The organism is Pseudomonas sp. BT-42-2 (assembly GCF_025847435.2).
In the GTDB taxonomy this organism is placed as follows: Bacteria; Pseudomonadota; Gammaproteobacteria; order Pseudomonadales; family Pseudomonadaceae; genus Aquipseudomonas; species Aquipseudomonas urmiensis.
In genome coordinates, this window is the sequence record NZ_JAOYTM010000010.1 from 207004 (window position 1) to 228660 (window position 21657).

At 59.7% G+C, this 21657-nt stretch carries 17 protein-coding genes and 3 pseudogenes; 13 read left to right on the forward strand and 7 right to left on the reverse strand.

Features of this window, described 5'->3' with window-relative positions; genetic code table 11:
- The first annotated feature begins 48 nt into the window (after positions 1-48).
- The 4 genes from dgcB to OIU19_RS12680 all read left to right on the forward strand — a co-directional run bounded on the left by dgcB (position 49) and on the right by OIU19_RS12680 (position 5851).
- Positions 49-1998 (forward strand): dimethylglycine demethylation protein DgcB, encoded by a 1950-nt coding sequence (dgcB, locus tag OIU19_RS12665; protein WP_264235281.1) that lies wholly within the window; start codon positions 49-51, stop codon positions 1996-1998.
- On the forward strand, positions 1998-3230 hold the full coding sequence (locus OIU19_RS12670) for an electron transfer flavoprotein subunit alpha/FixB family protein (protein WP_264235282.1): 1233 nt from the start codon (positions 1998-2000) through the stop codon (positions 3228-3230). Before dgcB ends, OIU19_RS12670 begins: the two co-directional genes overlap by 1 nt.
- Positions 3231-3240: 10 nt before the next feature.
- Positions 3241-4011, forward strand: coding sequence for an electron transfer flavoprotein subunit beta (locus tag OIU19_RS12675; RefSeq protein WP_264235283.1), 771 nt, complete (start codon positions 3241-3243; stop codon positions 4009-4011).
- Between the two features lie 967 nt (positions 4012-4978).
- The gene (locus tag OIU19_RS12680) at positions 4979-5851 is read left to right on the forward strand and encodes an RHS repeat-associated core domain-containing protein (RefSeq protein ID WP_264235284.1); all 873 of its coding nucleotides are present in this window, start codon (positions 4979-4981) and stop codon (positions 5849-5851) included.
- A gap of 157 nt (positions 5852-6008) precedes the next feature.
- Here the strand turns inward: OIU19_RS12680 and OIU19_RS12685 are convergent.
- Positions 6009-6491: pseudogene (locus tag OIU19_RS12685) on the reverse strand (SRPBCC family protein); the annotation flags it as partial.
- Positions 6492-6879: 388 nt separating this feature from the next.
- Between OIU19_RS12685 and OIU19_RS12690 the strand changes: the two are divergent.
- Together OIU19_RS12690 and OIU19_RS12695 are read left to right on the forward strand one after the other, a co-directional pair.
- Positions 6880-7674, forward strand: a complete 795-nt coding sequence (locus tag OIU19_RS12690) for an RHS repeat-associated core domain-containing protein (protein ID WP_372353308.1) — start codon at positions 6880-6882, stop codon at positions 7672-7674.
- A gap of 138 nt (positions 7675-7812) precedes the next feature.
- Entirely contained in the window at positions 7813-8685 is an 873-nt protein-coding gene (locus tag OIU19_RS12695) for an RHS repeat-associated core domain-containing protein (RefSeq protein WP_264235285.1), read from the forward strand.
- Between the two features lie 54 nt (positions 8686-8739).
- Here OIU19_RS12695 and gbcA read toward each other — a convergent pair whose 3' ends face one another.
- Positions 8740-10029, reverse strand: a complete 1290-nt coding sequence (gene gbcA / locus OIU19_RS12700; protein WP_264235286.1) for a glycine-betaine demethylase subunit GbcA — start codon at positions 10027-10029, stop codon at positions 8740-8742.
- Positions 10030-10322: 293 nt separating this feature from the next.
- Between gbcA and gbcB the strand changes: the two genes are divergently transcribed.
- On the forward strand, positions 10323-11423 hold the full coding sequence (gene gbcB, locus OIU19_RS12705; protein ID WP_186552766.1) for a glycine-betaine demethylase subunit GbcB: 1101 nt from the start codon (positions 10323-10325) through the stop codon (positions 11421-11423).
- Here gbcB and OIU19_RS12710 read toward each other — a convergent pair.
- From OIU19_RS12710 to OIU19_RS12720, 3 genes and pseudogenes are all read right to left on the reverse strand, one after another.
- Complete coding sequence (locus OIU19_RS12710; RefSeq protein WP_264235287.1) at positions 11420-12265, reverse strand: nitrilase-related carbon-nitrogen hydrolase; 846 nt, start codon at positions 12263-12265, stop codon at positions 11420-11422. The genes gbcB and OIU19_RS12710 overlap by 4 nt on opposite strands.
- Before the next feature lie 286 nt (positions 12266-12551).
- Complete coding sequence (locus OIU19_RS12715; RefSeq protein ID WP_372353311.1) at positions 12552-13424, reverse strand: methyl-accepting chemotaxis protein; 873 nt, start codon at positions 13422-13424, stop codon at positions 12552-12554.
- Positions 13407-14219, reverse strand: a pseudogene (locus OIU19_RS12720) (MCP four helix bundle domain-containing protein); the annotation flags it as partial. The pseudogene OIU19_RS12720 and the gene OIU19_RS12715, both read right to left, overlap by 18 nt.
- A gap of 238 nt (positions 14220-14457) precedes the next feature.
- On the opposite strand from OIU19_RS12720, the gene OIU19_RS12725 reads away from it, so the two are divergent.
- Complete coding sequence (locus OIU19_RS12725; protein WP_186552763.1) at positions 14458-14688, forward strand: hypothetical protein; 231 nt, start codon at positions 14458-14460, stop codon at positions 14686-14688.
- Positions 14685-14987 carry a cell division protein ZapA gene (locus tag OIU19_RS12730; protein WP_264235289.1) on the forward strand — a complete coding sequence of 101 codons (303 nt, stop codon included), beginning with the start codon at positions 14685-14687 and terminating at the stop codon, positions 14985-14987. Before OIU19_RS12725 ends, OIU19_RS12730 begins: the two co-directional genes overlap by 4 nt.
- 29 nt (positions 14988-15016) lie before the next feature.
- Here OIU19_RS12730 and OIU19_RS12735 read toward each other — a convergent pair whose 3' ends face one another.
- Positions 15017-15475 carry a hypothetical protein gene (locus OIU19_RS12735; RefSeq protein WP_264235291.1) on the reverse strand — a complete coding sequence of 153 codons (459 nt, stop codon included), beginning with the start codon at positions 15473-15475 and terminating at the stop codon, positions 15017-15019.
- A 311-nt stretch (positions 15476-15786) separates the two neighbouring features.
- Between OIU19_RS12735 and OIU19_RS12740 the strand changes: the two are divergent.
- Together OIU19_RS12740 and OIU19_RS12745 are read left to right on the forward strand one after the other, a co-directional pair.
- Positions 15787-16815, forward strand: a pseudogene (locus OIU19_RS12740) (cache domain-containing protein); the annotation flags it as partial.
- Between the two features lie 135 nt (positions 16816-16950).
- A complete protein-coding gene (locus OIU19_RS12745) occupies positions 16951-17679 on the forward strand; it encodes a methyl-accepting chemotaxis protein (protein WP_372353312.1) in 729 nt (242 codons plus the stop codon).
- Positions 17680-17776: 97 nt separating this feature from the next.
- Here the strand turns inward: OIU19_RS12745 and OIU19_RS12750 are convergent, their stop codons facing one another.
- On the reverse strand, positions 17777-18817 hold the full coding sequence (locus tag OIU19_RS12750) for a low specificity L-threonine aldolase (RefSeq protein ID WP_264235293.1): 1041 nt from the start codon (positions 18815-18817) through the stop codon (positions 17777-17779).
- Positions 18818-19130: 313 nt separating this feature from the next.
- Here OIU19_RS12750 and OIU19_RS12755 point away from each other — a divergent pair, with 313 nt between their 5' ends.
- Together OIU19_RS12755 and OIU19_RS12760 are read left to right on the forward strand one after the other, a co-directional pair.
- A complete protein-coding gene (locus OIU19_RS12755; protein ID WP_186552759.1) occupies positions 19131-20384 on the forward strand; it encodes a serine hydroxymethyltransferase in 1254 nt (417 codons plus the stop codon).
- 15 nt (positions 20385-20399) lie between these two features.
- Positions 20400-21650: a sarcosine oxidase subunit beta family protein gene (locus OIU19_RS12760; protein WP_186552758.1), complete on the forward strand. Its 1251-nt coding sequence runs from the start codon at positions 20400-20402 to the stop codon at positions 21648-21650.
- Positions 21651-21657 lie beyond the last annotated feature (7 nt).

A 21657-nucleotide genomic window follows, 5' to 3' on the forward strand; every position in this document is an offset into this window, starting at 1 on the left:
CCCATCATGAGAATTGGCGCAAGCATTCAGCTGTTGTGGGAGCCTCCCATGTTGAACACCCTTCTACCCATCCTGCTGTTCGCTGCCCTTGCGCTGGCGGTGCTCGGCGCCGTGCGCCGGGTGCGCATGTGGCGTCGTGGCAGACCGTCCAAGGTCAACCTGCTCGGCGGGTTGCTGGCCATGCCGCGCCGTTACCTGGTCGATTTGCACCACGTGGTCGAGCGCGACAAGTACATGTCCAAGACCCACGTGGCCACGGCCGGCGGCTTTGTCCTGTCGGCGGCTTTGGCGATCCTGGTGCACGGCTTTGGCCTGCAGAGCAAGATCCTCGGCTACGGGCTGCTGGTGGCCACGGTGATCATGTTCACAGGCGCCATTTTCGTCTTCAAGCGTCGGCTCAACCCACCGGCGCGCCTGTCCAAGGGCCCGTGGATGCGCTTGCCCAAGAGCCTGCTGGTGTTCGCTGCCAGCTTCTTCATCGCCACCTTGCCGGTTGCCGGCATCCTGCCTGCCGGCACCGGTGGCTGGGTGATGGTCGGCGTGCTTGGCCTGGGTGTGCTGTGGGGTGTGTCCGAGCTGTTCTTCGGCATGACCTGGGGCGGGCCGATGAAGCATGCCTTCGCCGGCGCCCTGCACTTGGCCTGGCACCGGCGCGCCGAGCGCTTCGGCGGTGGCCGTTCCACTGGCCTGAAGCCGCTCGATCTGGAAGACCCCAACGCACCGCTGGGGGTTGAAAAACCGGTCGATTTCACCTGGAACCAACTGCTCGGTTTCGACGCTTGCGTGCAGTGCGGTAAGTGTGAGGCCATGTGCCCGGCGTTCGCCGCAGGCCAGCCGCTGAACCCGAAAAAACTCATCCAGGACATGGTCATTGGCCTGGCCGGTGGCACCGATGCCACGTTCGCGGGCAGCCCGTATCCAGGTAAGCCCATTGGCGAGCATGGCGGCCATCCGCACCAGCCGATCGTCAATGGCCTGGTCGACGCCGAAACCCTGTGGTCGTGCACCACCTGCCGTGCCTGCGTCGAGGAGTGCCCGATGATGATCGAGCACGTCGATGCCATCGTCGACATGCGTCGTCACCTGACCCTGGAGAAGGGCGCGACCCCGAACAAAGGCGCCGAGGTGCTCGACAACCTGATCGCCACCGACAACCCTGGCGGCTTCAACCCGGGCGGGCGGATGAACTGGGCCGCCGACCTGAACATGCCATTGCTGGCGGATGTGCAGAGCACCGAGGTGCTGTTCTGGGTCGGTGATGGCGCCTTCGACATGCGCAATCAACGCACCCTGCGCGCCTTCGTCAAAGTGCTCAAGGCCTCCGGTGTGGACTTTGCCGTGCTCGGCCTGGAAGAGCGCGACAGTGGCGATGTGGCCCGCCGTCTGGGCGATGAAGCGACCTTCCAGCTGCTGGCCAAGCGCAATATCCAGACGCTGGCCAAGTACCGCTTCCAGCGCATCGTCACCTGCGACCCGCACAGCTTCCATGTGCTGAAAAACGAGTACGGCGCCCTTGGTGGCGACTACCAGGTGCAGCACCACAGCACCTATATCGCCGAGTTGATTGCCGCCAACAAACTCAACCTCGGTCAGCACAAAGGCGGCAGCGTGACCTATCACGACCCGTGCTACCTGGGCCGCTACAACGGCGAGTACGAAGCCCCCCGTGCAGTGCTCAAGGCGCTCGGCATCGAGGTGCGCGAGATGCAACGTTCAGGCTTCCGCTCACGTTGCTGTGGCGGTGGCGGCGGCGCGCCGATCACTGACATTCCGGGCAAGCAACGGATCCCAGACATGCGCATGGACGATATCCGCGAGACCGAGGCGCAGCTGGTGGCCGTGGGTTGTCCACAGTGCACGGCAATGCTCGAAGGCGTGGTCGAGCCGCGCCCACAAATCAAGGATCTCGCCGAATTGGTGGCTGACGTGCTGATCGAAGACGACGCCCCCGCCGCAAAGCCCCCAGTAGCCAAACGTGAACCTGCGGAGGTGCACTGATGAGCGACATCATCCGCCGCGACCCACGCGCTGAGTGGATCGCCCGCAACCGCCTGCACCCGCTGCATGCGGCAATGCAGACGCAACAGACCAGCTGGATGGGGCCTAACGGCATCCTCCGGAAGAACCCTCATGCGATTGCCGCAGGGTTCATCGGCCCTAACGGCCTCAAGCGGCTCGACCGCAGCGGTGCCCAGCAGGGCACAGGTGTGGGCGGGCGGCGCAGCGCGGCGGCTGAAGTGCAGCTGCCGCTGCATCAGGTGGCCGACCCTGCCTTCTACATCGCCGTAGTGCCGGACATGGTCGGTGGTCGCCTCGGCAGCCACGACCGCGACTTGCTGGGCCTGGCCCACAGCCTGGCGGGCAGCGAGGGTGCGGTGCTGGCCATCGTCTTTGGCGAACACAAGGAAAATAACTTTTCCACAGCCGGGGTTGATCGCCTGCTGGTCATCGACGGTGAAGCGTTCCAGGGCTATGCCCCGGAGCAACTGGTGCAAGGCCTGCGCGCTGTGGATAACCAGTTCACCCCGCGCCATTGGCTGCTGCCCGACAGCCGTACCGGTGGCGGCGAACTGGGTCGGCGCCTCGGCGCGGCACTGGGCGAGCGCCCGGCGACGCGGGTTTGGCAGGTCAAGGATGGCCAGTGCATCGGCCGCGCCGGCTCCGGCCAGCAAGACCTGCAGCGCAGCATCGCCCGATTGATACTGGCTGGCGCCGAATGCGCCGAACCGGTCAACGAGACTCGCCATGAAGCCCTGCCGGTCGAGTTGTCCACAAGCATTGCGCGCAGCCTGTCGCGGATTGAAGACCTCGGCCCGGTGGCGGTCGACCCTGCTGCGATCGCCATGGCCGAATCAGAGTTCATCGTCTCTGGCGGCAACGGCGTCAAGGACTGGGCGCTTTTCCACAGGGCCACTGCCGCCCTTGGTGCCACCGAAGGCGCCTCGCGGGTGGCGGTGGACGACGGCTTCATGCCGCGTAACCGCCAGGTAGGTGCTACCGGTACCTGGGTTACTGCGCGGGTCTACGTGGCTGTGGGTATCTCTGGCGCAATCCAGCACCTGCAGGGCATCGGCGCCTGCGACAAGGTGGTGGCGATCAACATGGACCCCGGCTGCGACATGATCAAACGGGCTGACCTGTCGGTGATTGGCGACAGCGCGGCGATTCTTCAAGCATTGATCGAGGCTGTGGACAACTTCCGCAGCGCCGGCCAACGCGACGCGGCATAAGGGCATGAGCATGAGTACGAAAGTCATCAGCCTGGTCTCCATCGGCGCCCACCCAAGCTCCGGCCGCACCCGCCGCGCCGAACAGGATGCGCGCGCCGTGGAGCTGGGGTTGCAACTGGCTGGGGATAACTTGCAGGTCGTGCATGCCGGCGACCCTCGGGAAGAGGCACTGCGCGCCTATCTGGGCATGGGGTTGGACCACTTGGATGTGCTGGAGCAGCCCGCTGGCGCCGATGTGCTGGGCGTGCTCGGAGATTACCTGCGTGATGCTGGCGCCCAGTTGGTGCTCACCGGCAGCCAGGCGGAAACCGGCGAAGGCTCAGGGATGTTGCCGTTCTTGTTGGCGGAGAAGCTCGGTTGGCCGCTGATCGTGGGGCTCGCAGAAGTAGAGTCGATCGACAATGGCACCGCCCAGTTATTGCAAGCCCTGCCCCGGGGCCAGCGGCGCCGTTTGAAAGTACGCCTGCCGTTGCTGGCGACTGTGGATAATGCTGCGCCAAAGCCGCGCCAGAGTGCTTTTGGCCCGGCGCGACGGGGTGTGCTGGCTGCGCGTAACGTGGCGGTGGTCGAGGATGAGCTGCTAACCGATGCCGAGCTGCAGCCCGCTAGACCTCGGCCCAAACGGCTCAAGGTAATCAAGGCCAAGAGCGGTGCAGACCGCATGAAGGCCGCCACAGCCAAGGCCAGTGGCGGCGGCGGCAAGGTGCTCAAGGATGTTTCTCCACAGGAAGGGGCCGAGGCTATTCTCAAGCTGCTGGTGGAGGAGGGGGTCTTACGCTGAAGGGTTGTGCACAAAGACTGTTGGCCCCTCTGTGGATAAAGTGTTTGCGCATTGCTCAAACCCTCTGAGCACGGGGCCTTCAGGAGATTGAGTAAAAAATGATCAAATAAGGCCTGTCACTTACGGCCAAGGGGTCCGCTGCGCGGCCCATCGCAGGCTGCGCCAGCTCCCACAGGGTTCTGCATACCCCTTTCGTGTGGTTGACCCAGCATTCTGTAGGAGCTGGCGCAGCCTGCGATTGGGCTGCAAAAGCAGCCCCAGTTACTGGCCCTAATTCTTTGCGCTCAACTGCGTTCGCCTGAAATTACCCACAAACCCTGTGAGCGCCCTTGTGGATAAACTGTTTGATGATCCCTGCAGCCCCCGGCTATCAGCGAGTGTGCGTGATTGCTCATTAATTGATCAGTCGCTATCTAACGGGCTGGATATTAATAGGAAATAGGTGCTTATCCCTGTTATCCACAGCGCCGTTGGGTCGTGGCAACAGTTGTCTACAAACTCTGTTGGTTGCTCTGTGGATAAGGTGTTGGGTTAGCACTGGAGCCATTGCCGTTCATGGGCTAGAGGCTTTTGTCTGTTTTTTAACCAGCGCCTTCAATGTTGAACTGGGCGCTTTTTGATAGCGCCGCCCACTCCGGCCCGGTCTATCGACCTGGCATTTTTGATAGGTTCGCCAACTACATTGCACTGATAGCCTACTGGCAAGATTCCGAACCTGGAGATTCCAGAATGGCTACCCAGCAGCTACTAGCGACAGATCGCCTTTTAAGCCCGCTTATGACGATGGGTGCAAGCGGCCGTTCCAGGGCTGCTTACACCCCATACCGCTATCGACCTGCGCAAGATAGCGCTCCTTCTTTGGGGTTTACCGGGCAACTGCCTGAGCGTGCATGCTTATTTGCAATGTACAGAGCTGATAGAGATATTCCTGTACTGTATAAAATGGTCAGGATGCGGATTATAAATTATGTCGAAAATTAAAATCCTGGCAACAGATCAACTCCAAACCCCGCTTTCACTGCTGGGTGCAGGCGGCCAGTTCCATAGTGCCTACACCCCCTACGGATACCGCCCTGCACAATCCCCATCCCCCTTGCTCGGGTTAACCGGGCAGCTGCGCGAGCGTGAGCTGGGCTGGTATCTGCTTGGTAATGGCTACCGCGCCTATAATCCGGTGTTGATGCGTTTTCATTCGCCAGATCGTTTGAGCCCATTTGGGCTTGGGGGTATCAATTCCTATGCGTATTGTGGTGGGGATCCTGTTAACTTCCATGACCGGAGTGGTAAGACTTTAATGTCAATGCTCAGCAGCGGTTGGCAGGCGTTAGTTGGTTTTACAGCCAACCTTTTTGGGTCGGCTGCTCCCGCTATTGGAAACATAAGTAGCGCCATCGGATCACACTATAATCCCGACACCCCAAATCCATTGATCACAGTGACTGGCCTTACTGAAACCGCGGCTTCAATTGTTGCGACCGGGTCCTACTTTGCAGGATCCGATCCTTGGATGAATACGGCAAACACTATAGCTGGCGGGATATCAATGTATAATTCAGGTCGCGGGCTATTCACGGATATTAGCCAGCCGCAACGCAGTGCAGGTACTATTCCACTGGAGACCATTATTGACATGGATACGCCTCCCCGTACACCGACTCCTGAAGGCCAGAGTTTGAGCCGTGCCTATAGTAGACAGGATTCAGCGTTAAACTCTGTAGAGGCCAGAATGTTAATGAATGAGCTGAATGATGCACGCCAGGAGAGGGACGCTTGGCAACAAAGAGCTCTATTTGCAGAACAAGAAATTATATCGACTATGGCTTGGGTCAGAGAGCAGTGATCTATTTGCAGTCAGAAAGGCGGAATACAAGGCGTAGTGCGTATTCGTTGTTTTCAGATCATAGTAAGGCAGCTCAAAATGATACGCGAGATTGTAAGTCGTGTTGTTTTCAGCTAGTTAAATACGCCCCAGGCCGGGTAGCCTTGGGGCGTAGTTTTTATTGTTCAATTACTTCTTTTAGATAAGCGGCTGGCTCCGCCCCCAAATTCTCCAGTACCCGCTGGCTATACCAGTCGATAAAGTTAACCACGCCGAATTCGTAAGTCTTCGAATAAGGCCCCGGCTGATAGGCGGTAGAGTTGATCCCCCGCTGATTTTCCTCCGCCAAGCGCCGATCCTGATCGTTGGTGGCATCCCACACCTTGCGCATGTCATCGGGGTTGTAATCCACCCCCTCCACCGCATCCTTGTGCACCAACCATTTGGTGGTGACCATGGTTTCCTGCGCGCTGATCGGCCATACGGTGAAGACGATGATGTGATCACCCATGCAGTGGTTCCACGAGTGCGGCAGGTGCAGGATGCGCATCGAGCCGAGGTCGGGGTTCTTGATCCGGCCTATCAGTTTTTGGCAGGCCTGCTTGCCGTCCATGGTCATCGACACAATGCCCTTGAGCAGCGACCTACGCACGAGGCGGTTAAGCATCCATCGCCGTCAAGGTCGGTTCTCACAGAAAGACAGTTGGTCCCACAGGTATCTGCATACCCCGTTCGTGTGGTTGACCCAGCTTTCTGTAGGAGCTGGCGCAGCCTGCGATTGGGCTGCAAAGCAGCCCCCGGCATTAGTTGTCTACAAACTCAGTTGGTTGCTCTGTGGATAAGGTGTTGGGTTACCGCTGGGGCCGTTGCCGCTCATGGGCTACAGAGTTTTGTCTGTTTTTTAACCAGCGGCTTGGGTGCTGAACCTGACGAGCTTTTTTGAGGCCGCCCATTCCGGCCCACTCCATTGACCTGGCATTTTTGTCAGGTTCGCTAAAAGCGTTGCACTGATAGCCTGCTGGCAAGATTCCGAACCTGAAGATTCCGCAATGGCCACCCAGCAGTTGCTAGCGACAGATCGCCTTTTAAGTCCATTTATGGCGCTTGGGGCAACTGGGCGTTCCAGTAATGCTTACACCCCCTATGGATATTGCCCTGCAAAATCCACGTCCCCCTTGCTCGGGTTTACCGGGCAATTACGTGAGCCTGATCTGGGCTGGTATCTGCTAGGTAATGGCTACCGCGCCTTCAATACGAAACTGATGCGATTCCATTCGCCGGATCGCCTGAGTCCGTTTGGAAAGGGTGGAATTAATGCCTACGCCTACTGTGAAGGTGACCCTGTCAATTGGCAGGACTTTTCCGGGCGAAACAGAACCAGAAAAAGGCGTTTTTCTAGGAGCGCAGAGAATATCTCGGATGGAAATAATCGCTTAGCGGTTGAGCATTCAATGAATATGAAGCTGTATCAGCAGCTTCATGACGTGGATCAAGGGAGGCGTAATTTTCAAGAGTATGTAAATAAACTGAGCGACGCAATAGTTGATACTGAATCTCTTGTCAAAGCTGACCGCTCTCCTAGCGGCGATCCACATTCTGGTGAGAGTTTAAAACGTCTTACCGAGCTCGCGCAACTGTATATGAGACGAGCGGAATATGACAATAAGCTCTTAGCGCTTGAGTTTGAGTTTAATCGATTGAACGCGCAACTAGAGTCCAATGCTAGAACCCTTAGGGAGATTCGCGAAATAGACAGTGGCTATGACAAGGCGATCCACGGTATTGAGAAGCGGTTAACTGATGAGATTCCACCAGCGTATGCGTGGAGAAAGGGGTCATTATGAATTAGCAGAAAATTGCTGGGGGGCTAGGCCGGCAAGAAAGAGTAAATTTGAGATCCAAATATGACGGGTGCCGGATGTAATGAGTCTATCGATTAACAAACGTTGAGCCGACCCCTCGTCGTGCCTATGGAGTCTACTATGGCCCGTTCACTATCAATTTTTCAAACTGATCACCAATCGAGTGTCATTACATCGATCACAGAAGGCGTACAGGAGACAATTCAATTCACCCCGTTTGGATATACCAAACCTGCTGAAGCATCCCCCGCAATTGGATATACCGGGCAGTTGTGCGAGAAAGGTTTAGGCTGGTACATGCTGGGAAATGGACATCGCGTTTACAATCCTTTGCTCCGTCGCTTTCACTCGGCAGATAGTTTAAGTCCATTTGATCGAGGCGGGTTAAATGCCTACGCGTATGTCCTAAATAATCCTGTAAATTTGATTGATCCAGATGGGCGAAACCCACTGAAGTACACCCTCTCAGTCATTGGTATTGCGAAAGCCGGCCTCGCTGGGTTACATAGCGGGTATAAGATGTTAAAAGAGATGTCTTCAAATCCCCTTATTTTTTATACCATCGCAGGTTATGGTCTGAAAACGGTCGGGGAAGTTTTTACTACTACAGTGGAGACAATAAAGATCAATCAAACGATTATGTCCGTTGATCGAGCATCGTCTCATATGGATTACGATCCTACTGAATTCGGTTTGACCGTTGCGTATATGGTTGGTAAAACTGCAGGTCTTGTGGGGGAAGCGATGCTAATAGGAGTGAGTGCAGCTGCTCATTTTGGAGGAGGCACTAATGTAAAAGCAAAAAGTGCTGAGCAAGGGGGCGTTAATAGGAGCTTGCTTGATAATCCACCTCCAGATACAGCCCCACCCCCACCCCCACCCCCACCCTCATTTTCATCTCTTCGAGGGAAACCATCAACGCGAGGTCGCGGGCGCGGGAGGGGTTCTAGAACACCTAGCCAAATGATGAGTTCCATGAGAACAGAGCAGTAAGTTTCCTATGCGTTGAACGGCGCCCCTTTTCTCTAAAAAAGGGGCGCCGCCATCCTAGGCTTTAAGTTCCTTGAGATAAGGCGCTGGCTCCGCCCCCAAATTCTCCAGCACCCGCTGGCTATACCAGTCGATAAAGTTCACTACGCCAAACTCATAAGTCTTCGAATACGGCCCCGGCTGATACGCGGTGGAGTTGATCCCGCGTTGGTTCTCTTCCGCCAACCGCCGATCCTGATCGTTGGTGGCGTCCCACACTTTACGCATCTGCTCTGGATCGTAATCGACGCCCTCGACCGCATCCTTGTGCACCAACCACTTGGTGGTGACCATGGTTTCCTGCGCGCTGATCGGCCATACGGTGAAGACGATGATGTGATCGCCCATGCAGTGGTTCCACGAGTGCGGCAGGTGCAGGATGCGCATCGAGCCGAGGTCGGGGTTCTTGATCCGGCCCATTAGCTTCTGGCAGGCCTGCTTGCCGTCCATGGTCATCGATACAGTGCCCTTGAGCAGCGGCATGCGCACGATGCGGTTACGCAGGCCATGGCTTTTGTGCAGGTAAGGAATCTTCTCGGCTTCCCAGGCAGCGGCCGAGGCGGCGACGTGGTCCTTGAAGGCCTGGTCGGCGCGGGGGTCTTCGGTGTCGTCCCACTCCAGCAGGGTTTTCAGCAACTCTGGGTGCGAGCCGTTGCAGTGGTAGCACTCGCGGTTGTTTTCCAGCACCAGTTTCCAGTTGGCTTTTTCCAGCAAGGTGGTTTGCACCGCCACCTTGGTGTTCTCCATGTCGTACGGTTCCATGTAGTGCTCGAGGGTTTCGAGGAACTCGTCGATGGCCGGAGGGTTCTCGGCCAGGCTGATGAAGATGTAGCCGCCTGCGGTTTTGACGTTGATCGGCTTGAGGCCGTACTGCTTCATGTCGAAATCGGCGCCCATCTCGGTGCCGGCGAACAGCAGGCGGCCGTCGAGCTCGTAGGTCCACTGGTGGTACGGACAGACCAGCTTGGCCACCTTGCCCTTGTCGCTGGTGCACAGCCGTGAGCCACGGTGGCGGCAGACGTTATGGAAGGCATGCACCTTGCCTTCGGCGCCGCGGATCACGATGACCGGGTTCTTGCCGATCTGCAGGGTGAGGAAGTTACCCTTGGTCGGGATCTCGCAAGTCATGCCTGCGATCAGCCACTCCTTGTGGAAGATCTCCTGCATGTCGATCTGGAACAGACGCTCGTCGGTGTAGAACGGCTGGGGCAGCGAGTAGGTACGCTCGCGGGTCTGCAGCATCTCGGCGGTGGCCTTGCGTGCTGCTTCCAGTGGATCGCCCAGGCTCAGGGTTGCGGTGACGTCCATCGTTTAATCCTCAAGGCCGATAAGGGCCGGCGAAAGGTGGCTAATCGTTATTGTGGTGCCGCAAGGCTGCTTGCAAAAAACATCAGGTCTATTTGCCGTGGAGTGTGCGATCAGATACGTCTTGAGCCGTATCCATGGGCGACATGGCCGAATTCAATTCCGACGCGTAAACCCTTGTAGGTCGGGGCTGGTCGCGATAAGCACGCCGATGTCGCTGGCAGGAATGTACGCCGCCAGCGCCTTGAGCATTATCGGAGCCATAAAAGGCCGGTAGTCGGCCGCTGGAGAACACCATGTCCGATACCTTCCTCAACCCGGTCACTACCCAGACCTGGGCCAACGGCCGCCACATCGTGCGCTGCGTCAAGGTCATCCAGGAAACCTGGGATGTGCGCACCTTCTGCTTCATGGCCGACCAGCCGATCATGTTTTTCTTCAAGCCGGGCCAGTTCGTCACCTTGGAGCTTGAGATCGAAGGCAAGCAAGTGATGCGTTCTTACACCATCTCCAGTTCGCCGTCGGTGCCGTACAGCTTCTCGATCACGGTCAAGCGGGTGCCGGGCGGGCATGTTTCCAACTACCTGCACGACACCATGCACGAGGGCGCCGAGCTGCCAGTGCACGGGCCGGTGGGGCTGTTCAACGCGATCGATTTTCCGGCCGGCAAGGTGCTGTACCTGAGCGGTGGCGTGGGTATCACCCCGGTGATGTCGATGGCCCGCTGGTTCTATGACACCAATGCCAATGTCGACATGGTCTTCGTGCACAGCGCCCGCTCACCGAAGGACATCATCTACCACCGCGAGCTGGAGCAGATGGCTTCGCGCATTCCTAATTTCAGCCTGCACATCATTTGCGAGAAGCATGGCTTGGGCGAGCCGTGGGCGGGTTATCGCGGTTACCTGAACCAGCGGCTGATGGAGTTGATCGCTCCCGACTACATGGAGCGCACGGTGTTCTGCTGCGGGCCGACGCCGTACATGACGGCGGTCAAGCGCATGCTCGAAGCGGTTGGTTTCGACATGAAGAACTACCACGAAGAATCGTTCGGCGCGACGCCAGCAGAAGCCAAGGCCGACGCAGTCGAGCATGCCGAACAGGCCGCCGACGCGCCGGAACTGGACCTGTCGGATCTGAACCTGGTGGAGTTCGTCGGCAGCGACAAGAGCATTCGCGTAGCCCCCGGCGAAACCGTGCATGCGGCAGCGGCCAAGGTCGGCTTGATGATTCCCAAGGCCTGCGGCATGGGCATCTGCGGCACCTGCAAGGTGCTAAAGCTCGGTGGCGACGTGGAGATGGAGCACAACGGCGGCATCACCGAAGAAGATGAAGCCGAGGGGTACATCCTGTCGTGCTGCAGTGTGCCCAAGGGTGATGTGCGTATCGACTACTAGGCTTGGCAGAGCTTGCCGTAGAGCTGGGGGCGACGGTCGGCGAGGATGTCGTTGTAGGGTGGAGTGCGCTTGTCGGAGGCTGTGCGCAGTTTGATGTCGGCCACCAGTAATTGGGGCCGATCCAGGCTGATCCCGCCGGCCAGCAGATAGCCGTCGGCACCGACCAGGGTGGAGCCTGCAACCCAGTCCATGCCGCGCTCATGGCCGCAGCGGTCGCAGGCCAGGATGAACAGATGATTGACCGCTGCATTAGCTTGCACCCGCGTTACTTCGACAGGGCGCTGCAGCGCCGGACGCGGCGATGCCGGCCAGTTGACCGGCGCGCACAGCAGTTGTGCGCCGCTGAGCGCAGCCAGGCGAACCCACTCGGGGAACTGCAAATCGTAACTGAGCATCATCGCCACCCGTCCTAAGCTCGTCTGAACCACGGGCGGGGCGCGGTCGCCCGGGGTGAAGATCAGCGTTTCTCGGTTCCACAGGTGTGCTTTGCGGTAGAAGGTGCGCTGGCCGTTTGGCTGAATCATCACCGAGGTATTGGCCACATGGCCGGCTTCCAGACGTTCGCAGAATCCTACTATCACGATCAGATCAAGCGCTCGAGCCTGCTCTGCCAGTGCGTTTAGGCGAGTGCCGTCGCGTGACACCGAACAGACGAAGGCTTCTTCCCGGTCGCGTAACGCATTACCGCTCAAGGCCAACTCCGGCAACACCAGCAATTTCGCCTGACGCTCGGCAGCTTCAGACATTGCCTTGAGCGATTGCTCAAGGTTGAAGCTTGGGTCGGCGATTTTGGGGGCGAACTGATAGCAGGCTACACGTTGCTTGGCGTTGGCTTGGGGCATGGGGGTTCTCCTGATTCGACGCCGCTTGGGACAAAGACGCGTGAGGCCTGGACGCGTTGCGGGCAGACACTGCTCAGATGACCGGGGAGGGCAGGGTCGCCGATAGCTGGCGACCCACCATCACTTTTCCGTAGGCCTAAACGGGGACATTGATAGCTCGAATCGAGAGTTTGATATGTAGGAAAAGTCTGTTTTTGCTTTGGGGAGTACCAGTCCTTTGCAACGTTGCTCACGTTTGATTTTTGGGGCGCAAAGCGGCCCCAAAACAGGCGACCGCACTGCTGGCTCAAACGCGGAAACGCGCCACCAGGCCATTGAGGTCCACCGCCAGGCGAGACAGCTCGGCACTGGCCGCGCTGGTCTGGTGCGCGCCCGTGGCGCTCTGCACCGACAGGTCGTTGATATTGACCAGGTTGCGATCCACTTCGCGGGCGACCTGGGCCTGCTCCTCTGCCGCGCTGGCAATCACCAGGTTGCGCTCGTTGATCTGCGACACCGCCCCGGCAATGCTGTCCAGCGCAAGCCCTGCGCCGCGAGCGATGTTCAGGGTCGACTCCGCGCGCTCGGTACTGGTGCGCATCGAATCGACGGCCTCGCCAGTACCACTTTGGATGCTGGCAATCATGCGCTCGATTTCACTGGTCGACTGTTGGGTGCGGTGGGCCAGCGCGCGTACTTCATCGGCAACCACGGCAAAACCACGGCCCGCCTCACCGGCACGGGCGGCCTCGATGGCAGCGTTGAGTGCCAACAGGTTGGTCTGGTCCGCCAGGCCGCGGATCACGTCGAGCACCTTGCCGATGTCGCGCGACTGTTCGGCCAAGTGGGTGATCAGCTTGGCGGTCGCCTGCACATCACCACTCATGCGCTCGATCGCGTTGACGGTCTCCATCACCAGGTCGCGGCCGTCTCCTGCAGAACGGCTGGCTTCGCCGGAGGCTTCGGAGGTGCTGACGGCGTTGCGCGCCACTTCTTCCACGGCGCTGGTCATTTCGGTGACAGCGGTGGCGGCCTGTTCGATTTCGTTGTTCTGCTGATGCAGGCCACGGGCGCTTTCATCGGTGACGCAGTTGAGCTCTTCGGCAGCGGAGGCCAGTTGGGTGGCGGAACCGGCGATCAGCTGCAGGGTGTCGCGCAGTTTGTCCTGCATGCGCGCCATGGCCCGCAGCAGGCGGGCGGCTTCGTCGGTGCCTTCGGCGCGGATGATCTGGGTCAGGTCACCGTCGGCAACTTGCTCGGCGGCCTTGAGCGCTTCATCGATGGGTTTGACGATGCTGCGAGTCAGCAGCAGGGCGCAGAGCAAGGTCAGCACGGTGGCGGCGATCAACAGGCCGATCACCAGGGCGAACGCGGCGGCGTATTGGCTGGCTGCAGTTTCGTTGGTTTGGCGGGTCTGCTCAGTGTTGATCCGCACCAGGCTGTCCATGACCTTGTTGATCTGCTCGGAGTTGGCCAATAGATCGCGGTTGAGCAGGTCGCGCAGCTCGTCGCTGCGGTCGGCCTGGCTCAGGCTGCGCATGCGCGACTCCAGCTGGCGGTACTGCGCCAGTAACTGGCTGTATTGATCATAGGCAGCCTGCTCGTCGGCAGCGCCGATCAGCGGCTCGTAGGCACGCCTGGCCTGGTCGATCTGGGCGTTGCGCTCATCCAGCAGGCGCAGGGTTTCCTGTTGGGTCGCCGGCTCGCGGTTGAGCAGCAAGCGGTAGGACAGGGTGCGCATGCGCAGATTGAGCGCGGTCAGCTCGTCGAGGGTCTTGATGCTCGGTACGCTGATGTTTTCGATGGCGACACCGGCTTGGCGGATGTTGCCCATCTGGATCAGCGAGAAGACGCCAAGGCCAAGCATCAGCAGGCCGATCAGGGCGAACCCGAGCAGCGCGCGCGGAGCGATATTCATGTTGCGTAGGGACATGGTGGGGAAAATCCAGGCAAGGAGAGGGAACGCGCGGTCCATGCGACGAAATAAGACCTGCCTGGCTATCGGTCGTGACTGGCCAGTCTTGAGTGCGAGTGGAGAAAAGTGTGAGCCACCTATCTAAATTCCTGACCGGCGGTTGACCCAGGTCGGAACAAGGTGGGCCAAACCCGGTCAATCTGCACAGGCTAAAGCCTTAAGAATCCGATATTTAATGGCGGGGGCTCGCGCTTTTCTTTATCGTGTGCGCCCTTTGCAACAACCGAGATATCCCCCCATGTTGGAAGCCTCCCTGAATCAAATCGAGCAGTTGGTCACTGACCTGCTGCAAAAGAATGCGCAACTGGTCGAGCAAAACACTGCGCTCAGCCAGGAACTGGCCCAGGCCAAGGAAGAAAACGACAGCCTGCAGCTGTCGCTGATGGAGCAAGAAGAGAAGCACGGCGCCACCGCCGCGCGTATCCAGGCGCTGGTCGAGCGCGCCAGTGCAGGTGTTGTTAACGCATGAGACTGCAAGCGCAGCCGATCAATGTGGTGTCGATTCTCGGCGCCGATTATTCGATCAAGGCGCCCGAAGGGCAGGAAGAAACCCTGTCGCAGGCTGTGCGGATGCTCAACACCGCCCTGGCCGAAACCAAACGTCAGTACCCGACCCTGATCGGCGACAAGCTGCTGGTACTGGCGGCCTTGAACCTGTGCTCCAAGCAGATCGAACTGCAGAAAGAGCACCAGCAGACCCTGGCACGCACCCAAGCGCAAATTGATGCGACGGTCGACGCGATTAGCCGGACGATTGGCGACAATTAAAGATGGGGCGCGTTGCGCCCCTGCGCTGATCACCCAATCTTCGTCGCGAGATGGGAAACAAAACCGATGGCGTAATGAGTGGAGGGTTTGGTAAACACCAACCAATCCCGGTGGTTAACCATATATTCATTGCCTCCGATGCGGAGTGTTTCTCCAGGGCCAATATTCATGTGGAAACTCAGGTCCCTCGGTGTGTCGACGACTTTTGCCTCATCATCAATGTTTAAAATTAGGGATACAGGCTTTATATCAATGCCTTTCTTTTCCTTCTCCTCTAAGTTGTTTGGGGCGATCACGGAAACCCCTTCAAACTCCCACGCGGCGCCACCTTCCGCATCAGCAATCTTAGGGCATCGCGTGATTTCTACGGGGGTGTGTCCTTGAAGCCACAGAGTATCTCTCTCCCGTAGTGAGCCAATAACTGCAGCCATACCGTTTTGTAAGGTGTATGTCTTGCCATTTAGTTTAATGTCAAAGGTACCAATCATGAGTGAGCTCCGGGTTTGATGACGTTAATGTTTGCCATGCCCGAATGAGCTTTACGTATTATGGGTTCTTCTTCTACTGGTAAAAATGATAGGTAGGCGCAAAGACGTTTGAGCAACGGGTTTTCATGAATTGGCCAATGAATAGTCAGTTTACGCTCTCAGGAGTCGCCTCCAGCTGGGTACGCCACAGCTGGAAAGATTGAATACTTACGTGTATACAATCCCTGATTGGCGTGTCACCACGCTTATTCCTGGGGAGGAAAAGTATGCGCATCTGGCGGCGGAGTATTCAGTGGCAGTTGATCACCAGCATGGGCGCGGCCCTGCTGGTGAGCATTCTGGTGGTGGTGGCGATCTATACCGTGGCGGTCAACCGCCTGACTGAACGCTACCTGGTCGACACGGCGCTGCCGGCCAGTATCGAAGCCATCCGCAACGACATCGAGCGCATGCTCGCCCAGCCGCTGGTGGCGGCGGCCGACATCGCAGGCAATACCTTGCTGCGCGACTGGCTGGCTGCCGGTGAAGACCCAGCCCAAGCACCACGTTTCATCGAAAACCTGCAAGCTGCCAAGCAGCGCAACCAGGCCTTTACCGCGCTGTTCGCCTCGACCGCGACCGGTCACTACTACAACGAGAATGGTCTGGACCGCACGCTCAGCCGCGAGAATCCCAAGGACAAGTGGTTCTACGGCTACATCGACAGCGGCGCCGAACGCCTGATCAATATCGACATCGACGGCGCCACGGGTGAAGTGGCGTTGTTCATCGACTATCGGGTAGAAAAAGACGGCCAGCTGGTTGGCGTGGCTGGCATGGGCCTGCGCCTCACAGAACTGTCGAAACTGATCCACGACTTCAGCTTCGGCGAGCACGGGCGGGTGATGCTGGTGCGCAACGATGGGTTGATCCAGGTCCATCCGCAAAATGAATTCAGCGCTAAGCGCCAGCTCATCGAGCAGATCGGCGCCGAAGCGGCCAAGGCGGTGATGAGCCAAGGGCAAGGTTTGCGCAGCAGCCGCTTCAGCCGCGACGGCGAGGACTATTTGGCTCTGGGCTTGCCACTGCGCGACCTCAATTGGACGTTGGTGGCCGAGGTGCCGGAAGCCGAGATCTACGCGCAGATGCGCCAAGCGGTATGGCTGACCAGCCTGATTGGCGGAGCGGTGGCGTTGGTTTCGCTGCTGCTCGTGGTGTTGCTGGCGCGTGGCTTGGTGCGGCCTATCCGCCAAGTGACAGCAGCCCTGGTGCAGATCGGCAGCGGTGCGGGCGATCTCAGTCATCGTCTGGATGATTCACGCCAGGACGAACTGGGCGACCTGGCCCGGGGCTTCAACCGTTTTCTCGACAGCCAGCGTGCGCTGATCGGCGACGTGCTGCGGACCACTGAGCGTCTGCACCACTCGGTGGAGCAGGTGACTCAGGTGGTGGACGACACGGCTGAACGCTCAGGGCGCCAGCAGGAGATGACCGAGATGGTCGCTACTGCCGTGCACGAGATGGGGCTGACCGTGCAGGACATCGCGCAGAACGCCGGGCAAGCGGCGCAGGCATCGCAGTCGGCGCGTGATGAAGCGCTGCAGGCACGGGAAGTGGTACAGCGTTCGGTCAAGGGCATCGAGGGGATGTCTGGCGAGATCGGTAAAGCTGCCGAGGCGGTCGAGCAGTTGGCCAACGAAGTGGCCTCGATCGATGAAGTACTGGGCGTGATCCGCAGTATTTCCGAACAGACCAACCTACTGGCGCTCAACGCCGCCATTGAAGCTGCGCGGGCCGGGGAGATGGGCCGTGGCTTTGCCGTGGTGGCCGATGAAGTGCGTACCTTGGCCCGGCGCACGCAAGTGTCTACCGATCAGGTGCAGCAGATGATCCAGCGCCTCAAAGACGGGGCGGGGACTGCCGTTGCTTCAATGCAAGCGGGGCAGGCGGCGACGGGCAGTGGGGTCGAATCCAGCCAGCGCACGGGAAGCTCGCTTGGGGCGATTACCGTTCAGGTGGAGCACATCAGCGACATGAACCACCAGGTAGCAACGGCGACCGAAGAGCAGTCGGCGGTCACCGAGGAGATCAACCGCACGGTGCAGGGGATTTCCGATCTGGCCCGGCAGACGGCGGCGCAGGTGCAGGGCTGTCGGGATGAGTGCCAGGCGTTGCGTGGCTTGGCGGATGATCTGGCGCGGCAGATGGGTGGTTTCAGGCTTTGACAGGCAGTGAATGCATCGCGGGGCAAGCCCGCTCCCACGCTTCCTGCATTTAGCGTTAGCAGGCGTGGGAGCGGGCTTGCCCCGCGATAGCGGTCGATCAGCCAGCGATGATCGCGCGGATATCCGCTGCCAATTCACGCACCCGCTCTTGCTGGGTATCCCACGAACACATGAACCGCGCGCCACCGCTGCCAATGAAGGTATAGAAGCGCCAGCCCTTGTTACGCAGCGCTTCCAGCGCAGGTTCCGGCATCTGCAGGAACACGCCGTTGGCTTCCACCGGGAACATCAACTCCACGCCCGGCAGATCACTCACCAGCGACGCCAGCAACTGCGCGCAGTGGTTGGCGTGGTTGCCATGGCGCAGCCAGGCGCCATCTTCCAGCAAGCCCACCCACGGCGCTGACAAGAAGCGCATCTTCGATGCCAGTTGGCCGGCCTGTTTGCAGCGGTAATCGAAGTCTTCTGCCAGCTGGCGATTGAAGAACAGGATCGCCTCGCCCACCGCCATGCCGTTCTTGGTGCCGCCAAAGCACAGCACATCGACGCCAGCCTTCCAGGTCAGCTCGGCTGGCGAGCAGCCGAGGAACGAACAGGCATTGGTGAAGCGAGCGCCGTCCATGTGCAGGTTCAGGCCCAGTTCCTTGCAGGTGGCGCTGATTGCCTTGAGCTCGTCGGGGCGGTACACGGTGCCGACTTCGGTGGCTTGGGTCAGGGTCACCACGCGCGGCTTGGGGTAGTGGATGTCCTGGCGCTTGAGCGCGACTTCGCGGATCGACTCCGGGGTGAGCTTGCCATTGACGCTAGGTGCGGTGAGCAGCTTGGAGCCGTTGGAGAAGAACTCCGGCGCGCCGCATTCGTCGGTTTCGACGTGGGCGGTCTCCGAGCAGATCACGCTGTGGTAGCTCTGGCACAACGAGGCCAGGGCCAGCGAGTTGGCGGCGGTGCCGTTGAAGGCGAAGAACACTTCGCAGTCGGTTTCGAACAACTTGCGAAAGTATTCCGAGGCGCGCTCGGTCCACTGGTCGTCGCCGTAGGCGCGTTCGTGGCCCTGGTTGGCCTTGGCCATGGCGGCCCAGGCTTCGGGGCAGATACCGGAATAGTTGTCGCTGGCGAATTGTTGGCTGTTATCTGACATGACACGGTCCTGTGAACGACGCAGAACAGCACTCTAAACCATCGATTCAGCGGTTGCCTATACAACTGTGCATGCGGCCTTTTACCTGCTGTTCGCGCCGGCCTCTTCGCGGGCAAGCCCGCTCCCACAGGGTTCGGCGCAGTTCTTGTGGGAGCGGGCTTGCCCGCGAAGGGGCCAACACAGCAGCCAATGTCGTAAACGCGCCATTGCAAGGCGTGCGCAGGCATCTGACCGGCCCTTGCCAGTCATACCATCGCCACAAAGGGTCATCGAACCCTACTGACAAAAAATGATCGCTGCCGGGAGATACATGATGTTCAGCAAGCAAGACCAGATCCAGGGTTATGACGACGCACTGCTGGCGGCGATGAATGCCGAGGAACAGCGCCAGGAAGATCACATCGAGCTGATCGCCTCGGAGAACTACACCAGCAAGCGCGTGATGCAGGCCCAGGGCAGCGGCCTGACCAACAAATACGCCGAAGGCTATCCGGGCAAGCGCTACTACGGTGGCTGCGAGCACGTCGACAAGGTCGAGGCGCTGGCTATCGAGCGCGCCAAGCAGCTGTTCGGCGCCGATTACGCCAACGTTCAGCCACACTCCGGCTCTTCGGCCAACAGCGCCGTGTACCTGGCCCTGCTGCAGGCCGGTGACACCATCCTGGGCATGAGCCTGGCCCATGGTGGTCACCTGACCCACGGCGCCAAGGTGTCGTCCTCGGGCAAGCTGTACAACGCTGTGCAATATGGTATCGACACCACGACCGGCCTGATCGACTACGACGAAGTCGAGCGCCTGGCGGTCGAGCACAAGCCGAAGATGATCGTCGCTGGCTTCTCGGCCTACTCCAAGACCCTCGACTTCCCGCGTTTTCGCGCCATTGCCGACAAGGTCGGGGCGCTGCTGTTCGTCGACATGGCCCACGTCGCCGGCCTGGTGGCTGCTGGCCTGTACCCCAACCCGATCCCCTTCGCTGACGTGGTCACCACCACCACCCACAAGACCCTGCGCGGTCCGCGTGGCGGCCTGATCCTGGCCAAGTCCAACGAAGAGATCGAGAAGAAACTCAACGCCGCCGTGTTCCCGGGCGCCCAGGGTGGCCCGCTGATGCACGTCATCGCTGGCAAGGCGGTGTGCTTCAAGGAAGCCCAGGAGCCGGAGTTCAAGAGCTACCAGAAGCAAGTCATCGAAAACGCCCAGGCCATGGCCCAGGTGTTCATCGAGCGCGGCTACGACGTGGTCTCCGGCGGCACCGACAACCACCTGTTCCTGGTCAGCCTGATCCGCCAGGGCCTGACCGGCAAGGACGCTGACGCAGCCCTGGGCCGCGCGCACATCACCGTCAACAAGAACGCTGTGCCTAACGACCCGCAGTCGCCGTTCGTCACCTCGGGCCTGCGCATCGGCACCCCGGCTGTCACCACTCGTGGTTTCAAGGTTGCCCAGTGCGTGGCACTGGCTGGCTGGATCTGCGATGTGCTGGACAACCTGGGCGACGCCGACGTCGAAGCCGACGTTGCCAAGAATGTCGCCGCGCTGTGCGCCGACTTCCCGGTCTACCGCTGAGTGGAGTAACACACCATGCAACGCTATTCGGGCTTCGGCCTCTTCAAACACTCCCTCAGCCACCACGAAAACTGGCAGCGCATGTGGCGCACGCCGACCCCTAAGAAGGTCTATGACGTGGTCATCGTTGGTGGTGGCGGCCACGGCCTGGCCACTGCTTATTACCTGGCCAAGGTCCACGGCATCACCAACGTGGCCGTGGTCGAGAAGGGCTGGTTGGGCGGCGGCAACACCGCCCGTAACACCACCATCGTGCGTTCCAACTACCTGTGGGACGAATCGGCCAAGCTCTACGAACACGCCATGAAGTTGTGGGAAGGCCTGTCGCAGGACATCAACTACAACGTGATGTTCTCCCAGCGCGGGGTCTACAACCTGTGCCACACCCTGCAGGACATTCGTGATTCCGAGCGTCGGGTCAGCGCCAACCGCCTCAATGGCGTCGATGGCGAGCTGCTCAACACCGACCAGGTGGCGGCGGAAATTCCCTACCTGGACTGCTCGAAGAACACCCGCTACCCGATCCTCGGCGCGACCGTTCAGCGCCGTGGCGGCGTGGCCCGTCACGATGCCGTGGCCTGGGGCTTCGCCCGTGCTGCTGACGCCCTCGGCGTCGACCTGATCCAGCAGACCGAGGTCATTGGTTTTCGCAAGGAAAACGGCGCAGTCATCGGCGTCGAGACCAACAAAGGCTTCATCGGCGCCAAGCGCGTTGGCGTGGTCACTGCCGGTAACTCCGGGCACATGGCGCGCCTGGCGGGCTTCCGCCTGCCGCTCGAATCGCATCCGCTGCAAGCGCTGGTGTCCGAGCCGATCAAGCCGATTATCGACAGCGTGATCATGTCCAACGCCGTACACGGCTACATCAGCCAGTCGGACAAAGGCGACCTGGTCATCGGCGCCGGTATCGATGGCTGGGTCGGCTATGGCCAGCGCGGTTCGTACCCGGTGATCGAACACACCCTGCAAGCGATCGTCGAGATGTTCCCGATCCTCTCGCGGGTGCGCATGAACCGCCAATGGGGCGGCATCGTCGACACCTGCCCGGACGCCTGCCCGATCATCTCCAAGACCCCGGTGAAGAACCTGTTCTTCAACTGCGGCTGGGGCACCGGCGGCTTCAAGGCCACCCCAGGTTCGGGCAACGTGTTTGCCGCGAGCCTGGCCAAAGGTGAGATGCACCCGCTGGCCGCGCCATTCTCCATCGACCGTTTCTACAACGGTGCGCTGATCGACGAACACGGCGCCGCGGCCGTCGCCCACTAATCGGAGA

What these genes read in the sequence shown, in the direction of transcription:
- dgcB (WP_264235281.1), top strand. Translation starts at nt 49, where the DNA reads ATGTTGAACACCCTTCTACCCATCCTGCTGTTCGCTGCCCTTGCGCTG.
- OIU19_RS12670 (WP_264235282.1), top strand. Translation starts at nt 1,998, where the DNA reads ATGAGCGACATCATCCGCCGCGACCCACGCGCTGAGTGGATCGCCCGC.
- OIU19_RS12675 (WP_264235283.1), top strand. Translation starts at nt 3,241, where the DNA reads ATGAGTACGAAAGTCATCAGCCTGGTCTCCATCGGCGCCCACCCAAGC.
- OIU19_RS12680 (WP_264235284.1), top strand. Translation starts at nt 4,979, where the DNA reads ATGTCGAAAATTAAAATCCTGGCAACAGATCAACTCCAAACCCCGCTT.
- OIU19_RS12690 (WP_372353308.1), top strand. Translation starts at nt 6,880, where the DNA reads ATGGCCACCCAGCAGTTGCTAGCGACAGATCGCCTTTTAAGTCCATTT.
- OIU19_RS12695 (WP_264235285.1), top strand. Translation starts at nt 7,813, where the DNA reads ATGGCCCGTTCACTATCAATTTTTCAAACTGATCACCAATCGAGTGTC.
- gbcA (WP_264235286.1), bottom strand. Translation starts at nt 10,029, where the DNA reads ATGGACGTCACCGCAACCCTGAGCCTGGGCGATCCACTGGAAGCAGCA.
- gbcB (WP_186552766.1), top strand. Translation starts at nt 10,323, where the DNA reads ATGTCCGATACCTTCCTCAACCCGGTCACTACCCAGACCTGGGCCAAC.
- OIU19_RS12710 (WP_264235287.1), bottom strand. Translation starts at nt 12,265, where the DNA reads ATGCCCCAAGCCAACGCCAAGCAACGTGTAGCCTGCTATCAGTTCGCC.
- OIU19_RS12715 (WP_372353311.1), bottom strand. Translation starts at nt 13,424, where the DNA reads ATGGCGCGCATGCAGGACAAACTGCGCGACACCCTGCAGCTGATCGCC.
- OIU19_RS12725 (WP_186552763.1), top strand. Translation starts at nt 14,458, where the DNA reads ATGTTGGAAGCCTCCCTGAATCAAATCGAGCAGTTGGTCACTGACCTG.
- OIU19_RS12730 (WP_264235289.1), top strand. Translation starts at nt 14,685, where the DNA reads ATGAGACTGCAAGCGCAGCCGATCAATGTGGTGTCGATTCTCGGCGCC.
- OIU19_RS12735 (WP_264235291.1), bottom strand. Translation starts at nt 15,475, where the DNA reads ATGATTGGTACCTTTGACATTAAACTAAATGGCAAGACATACACCTTA.
- OIU19_RS12745 (WP_372353312.1), top strand. Translation starts at nt 16,951, where the DNA reads ATGGTCGCTACTGCCGTGCACGAGATGGGGCTGACCGTGCAGGACATC.
- OIU19_RS12750 (WP_264235293.1), bottom strand. Translation starts at nt 18,817, where the DNA reads ATGTCAGATAACAGCCAACAATTCGCCAGCGACAACTATTCCGGTATC.
- OIU19_RS12755 (WP_186552759.1), top strand. Translation starts at nt 19,131, where the DNA reads ATGTTCAGCAAGCAAGACCAGATCCAGGGTTATGACGACGCACTGCTG.
- OIU19_RS12760 (WP_186552758.1), top strand. Translation starts at nt 20,400, where the DNA reads ATGCAACGCTATTCGGGCTTCGGCCTCTTCAAACACTCCCTCAGCCAC.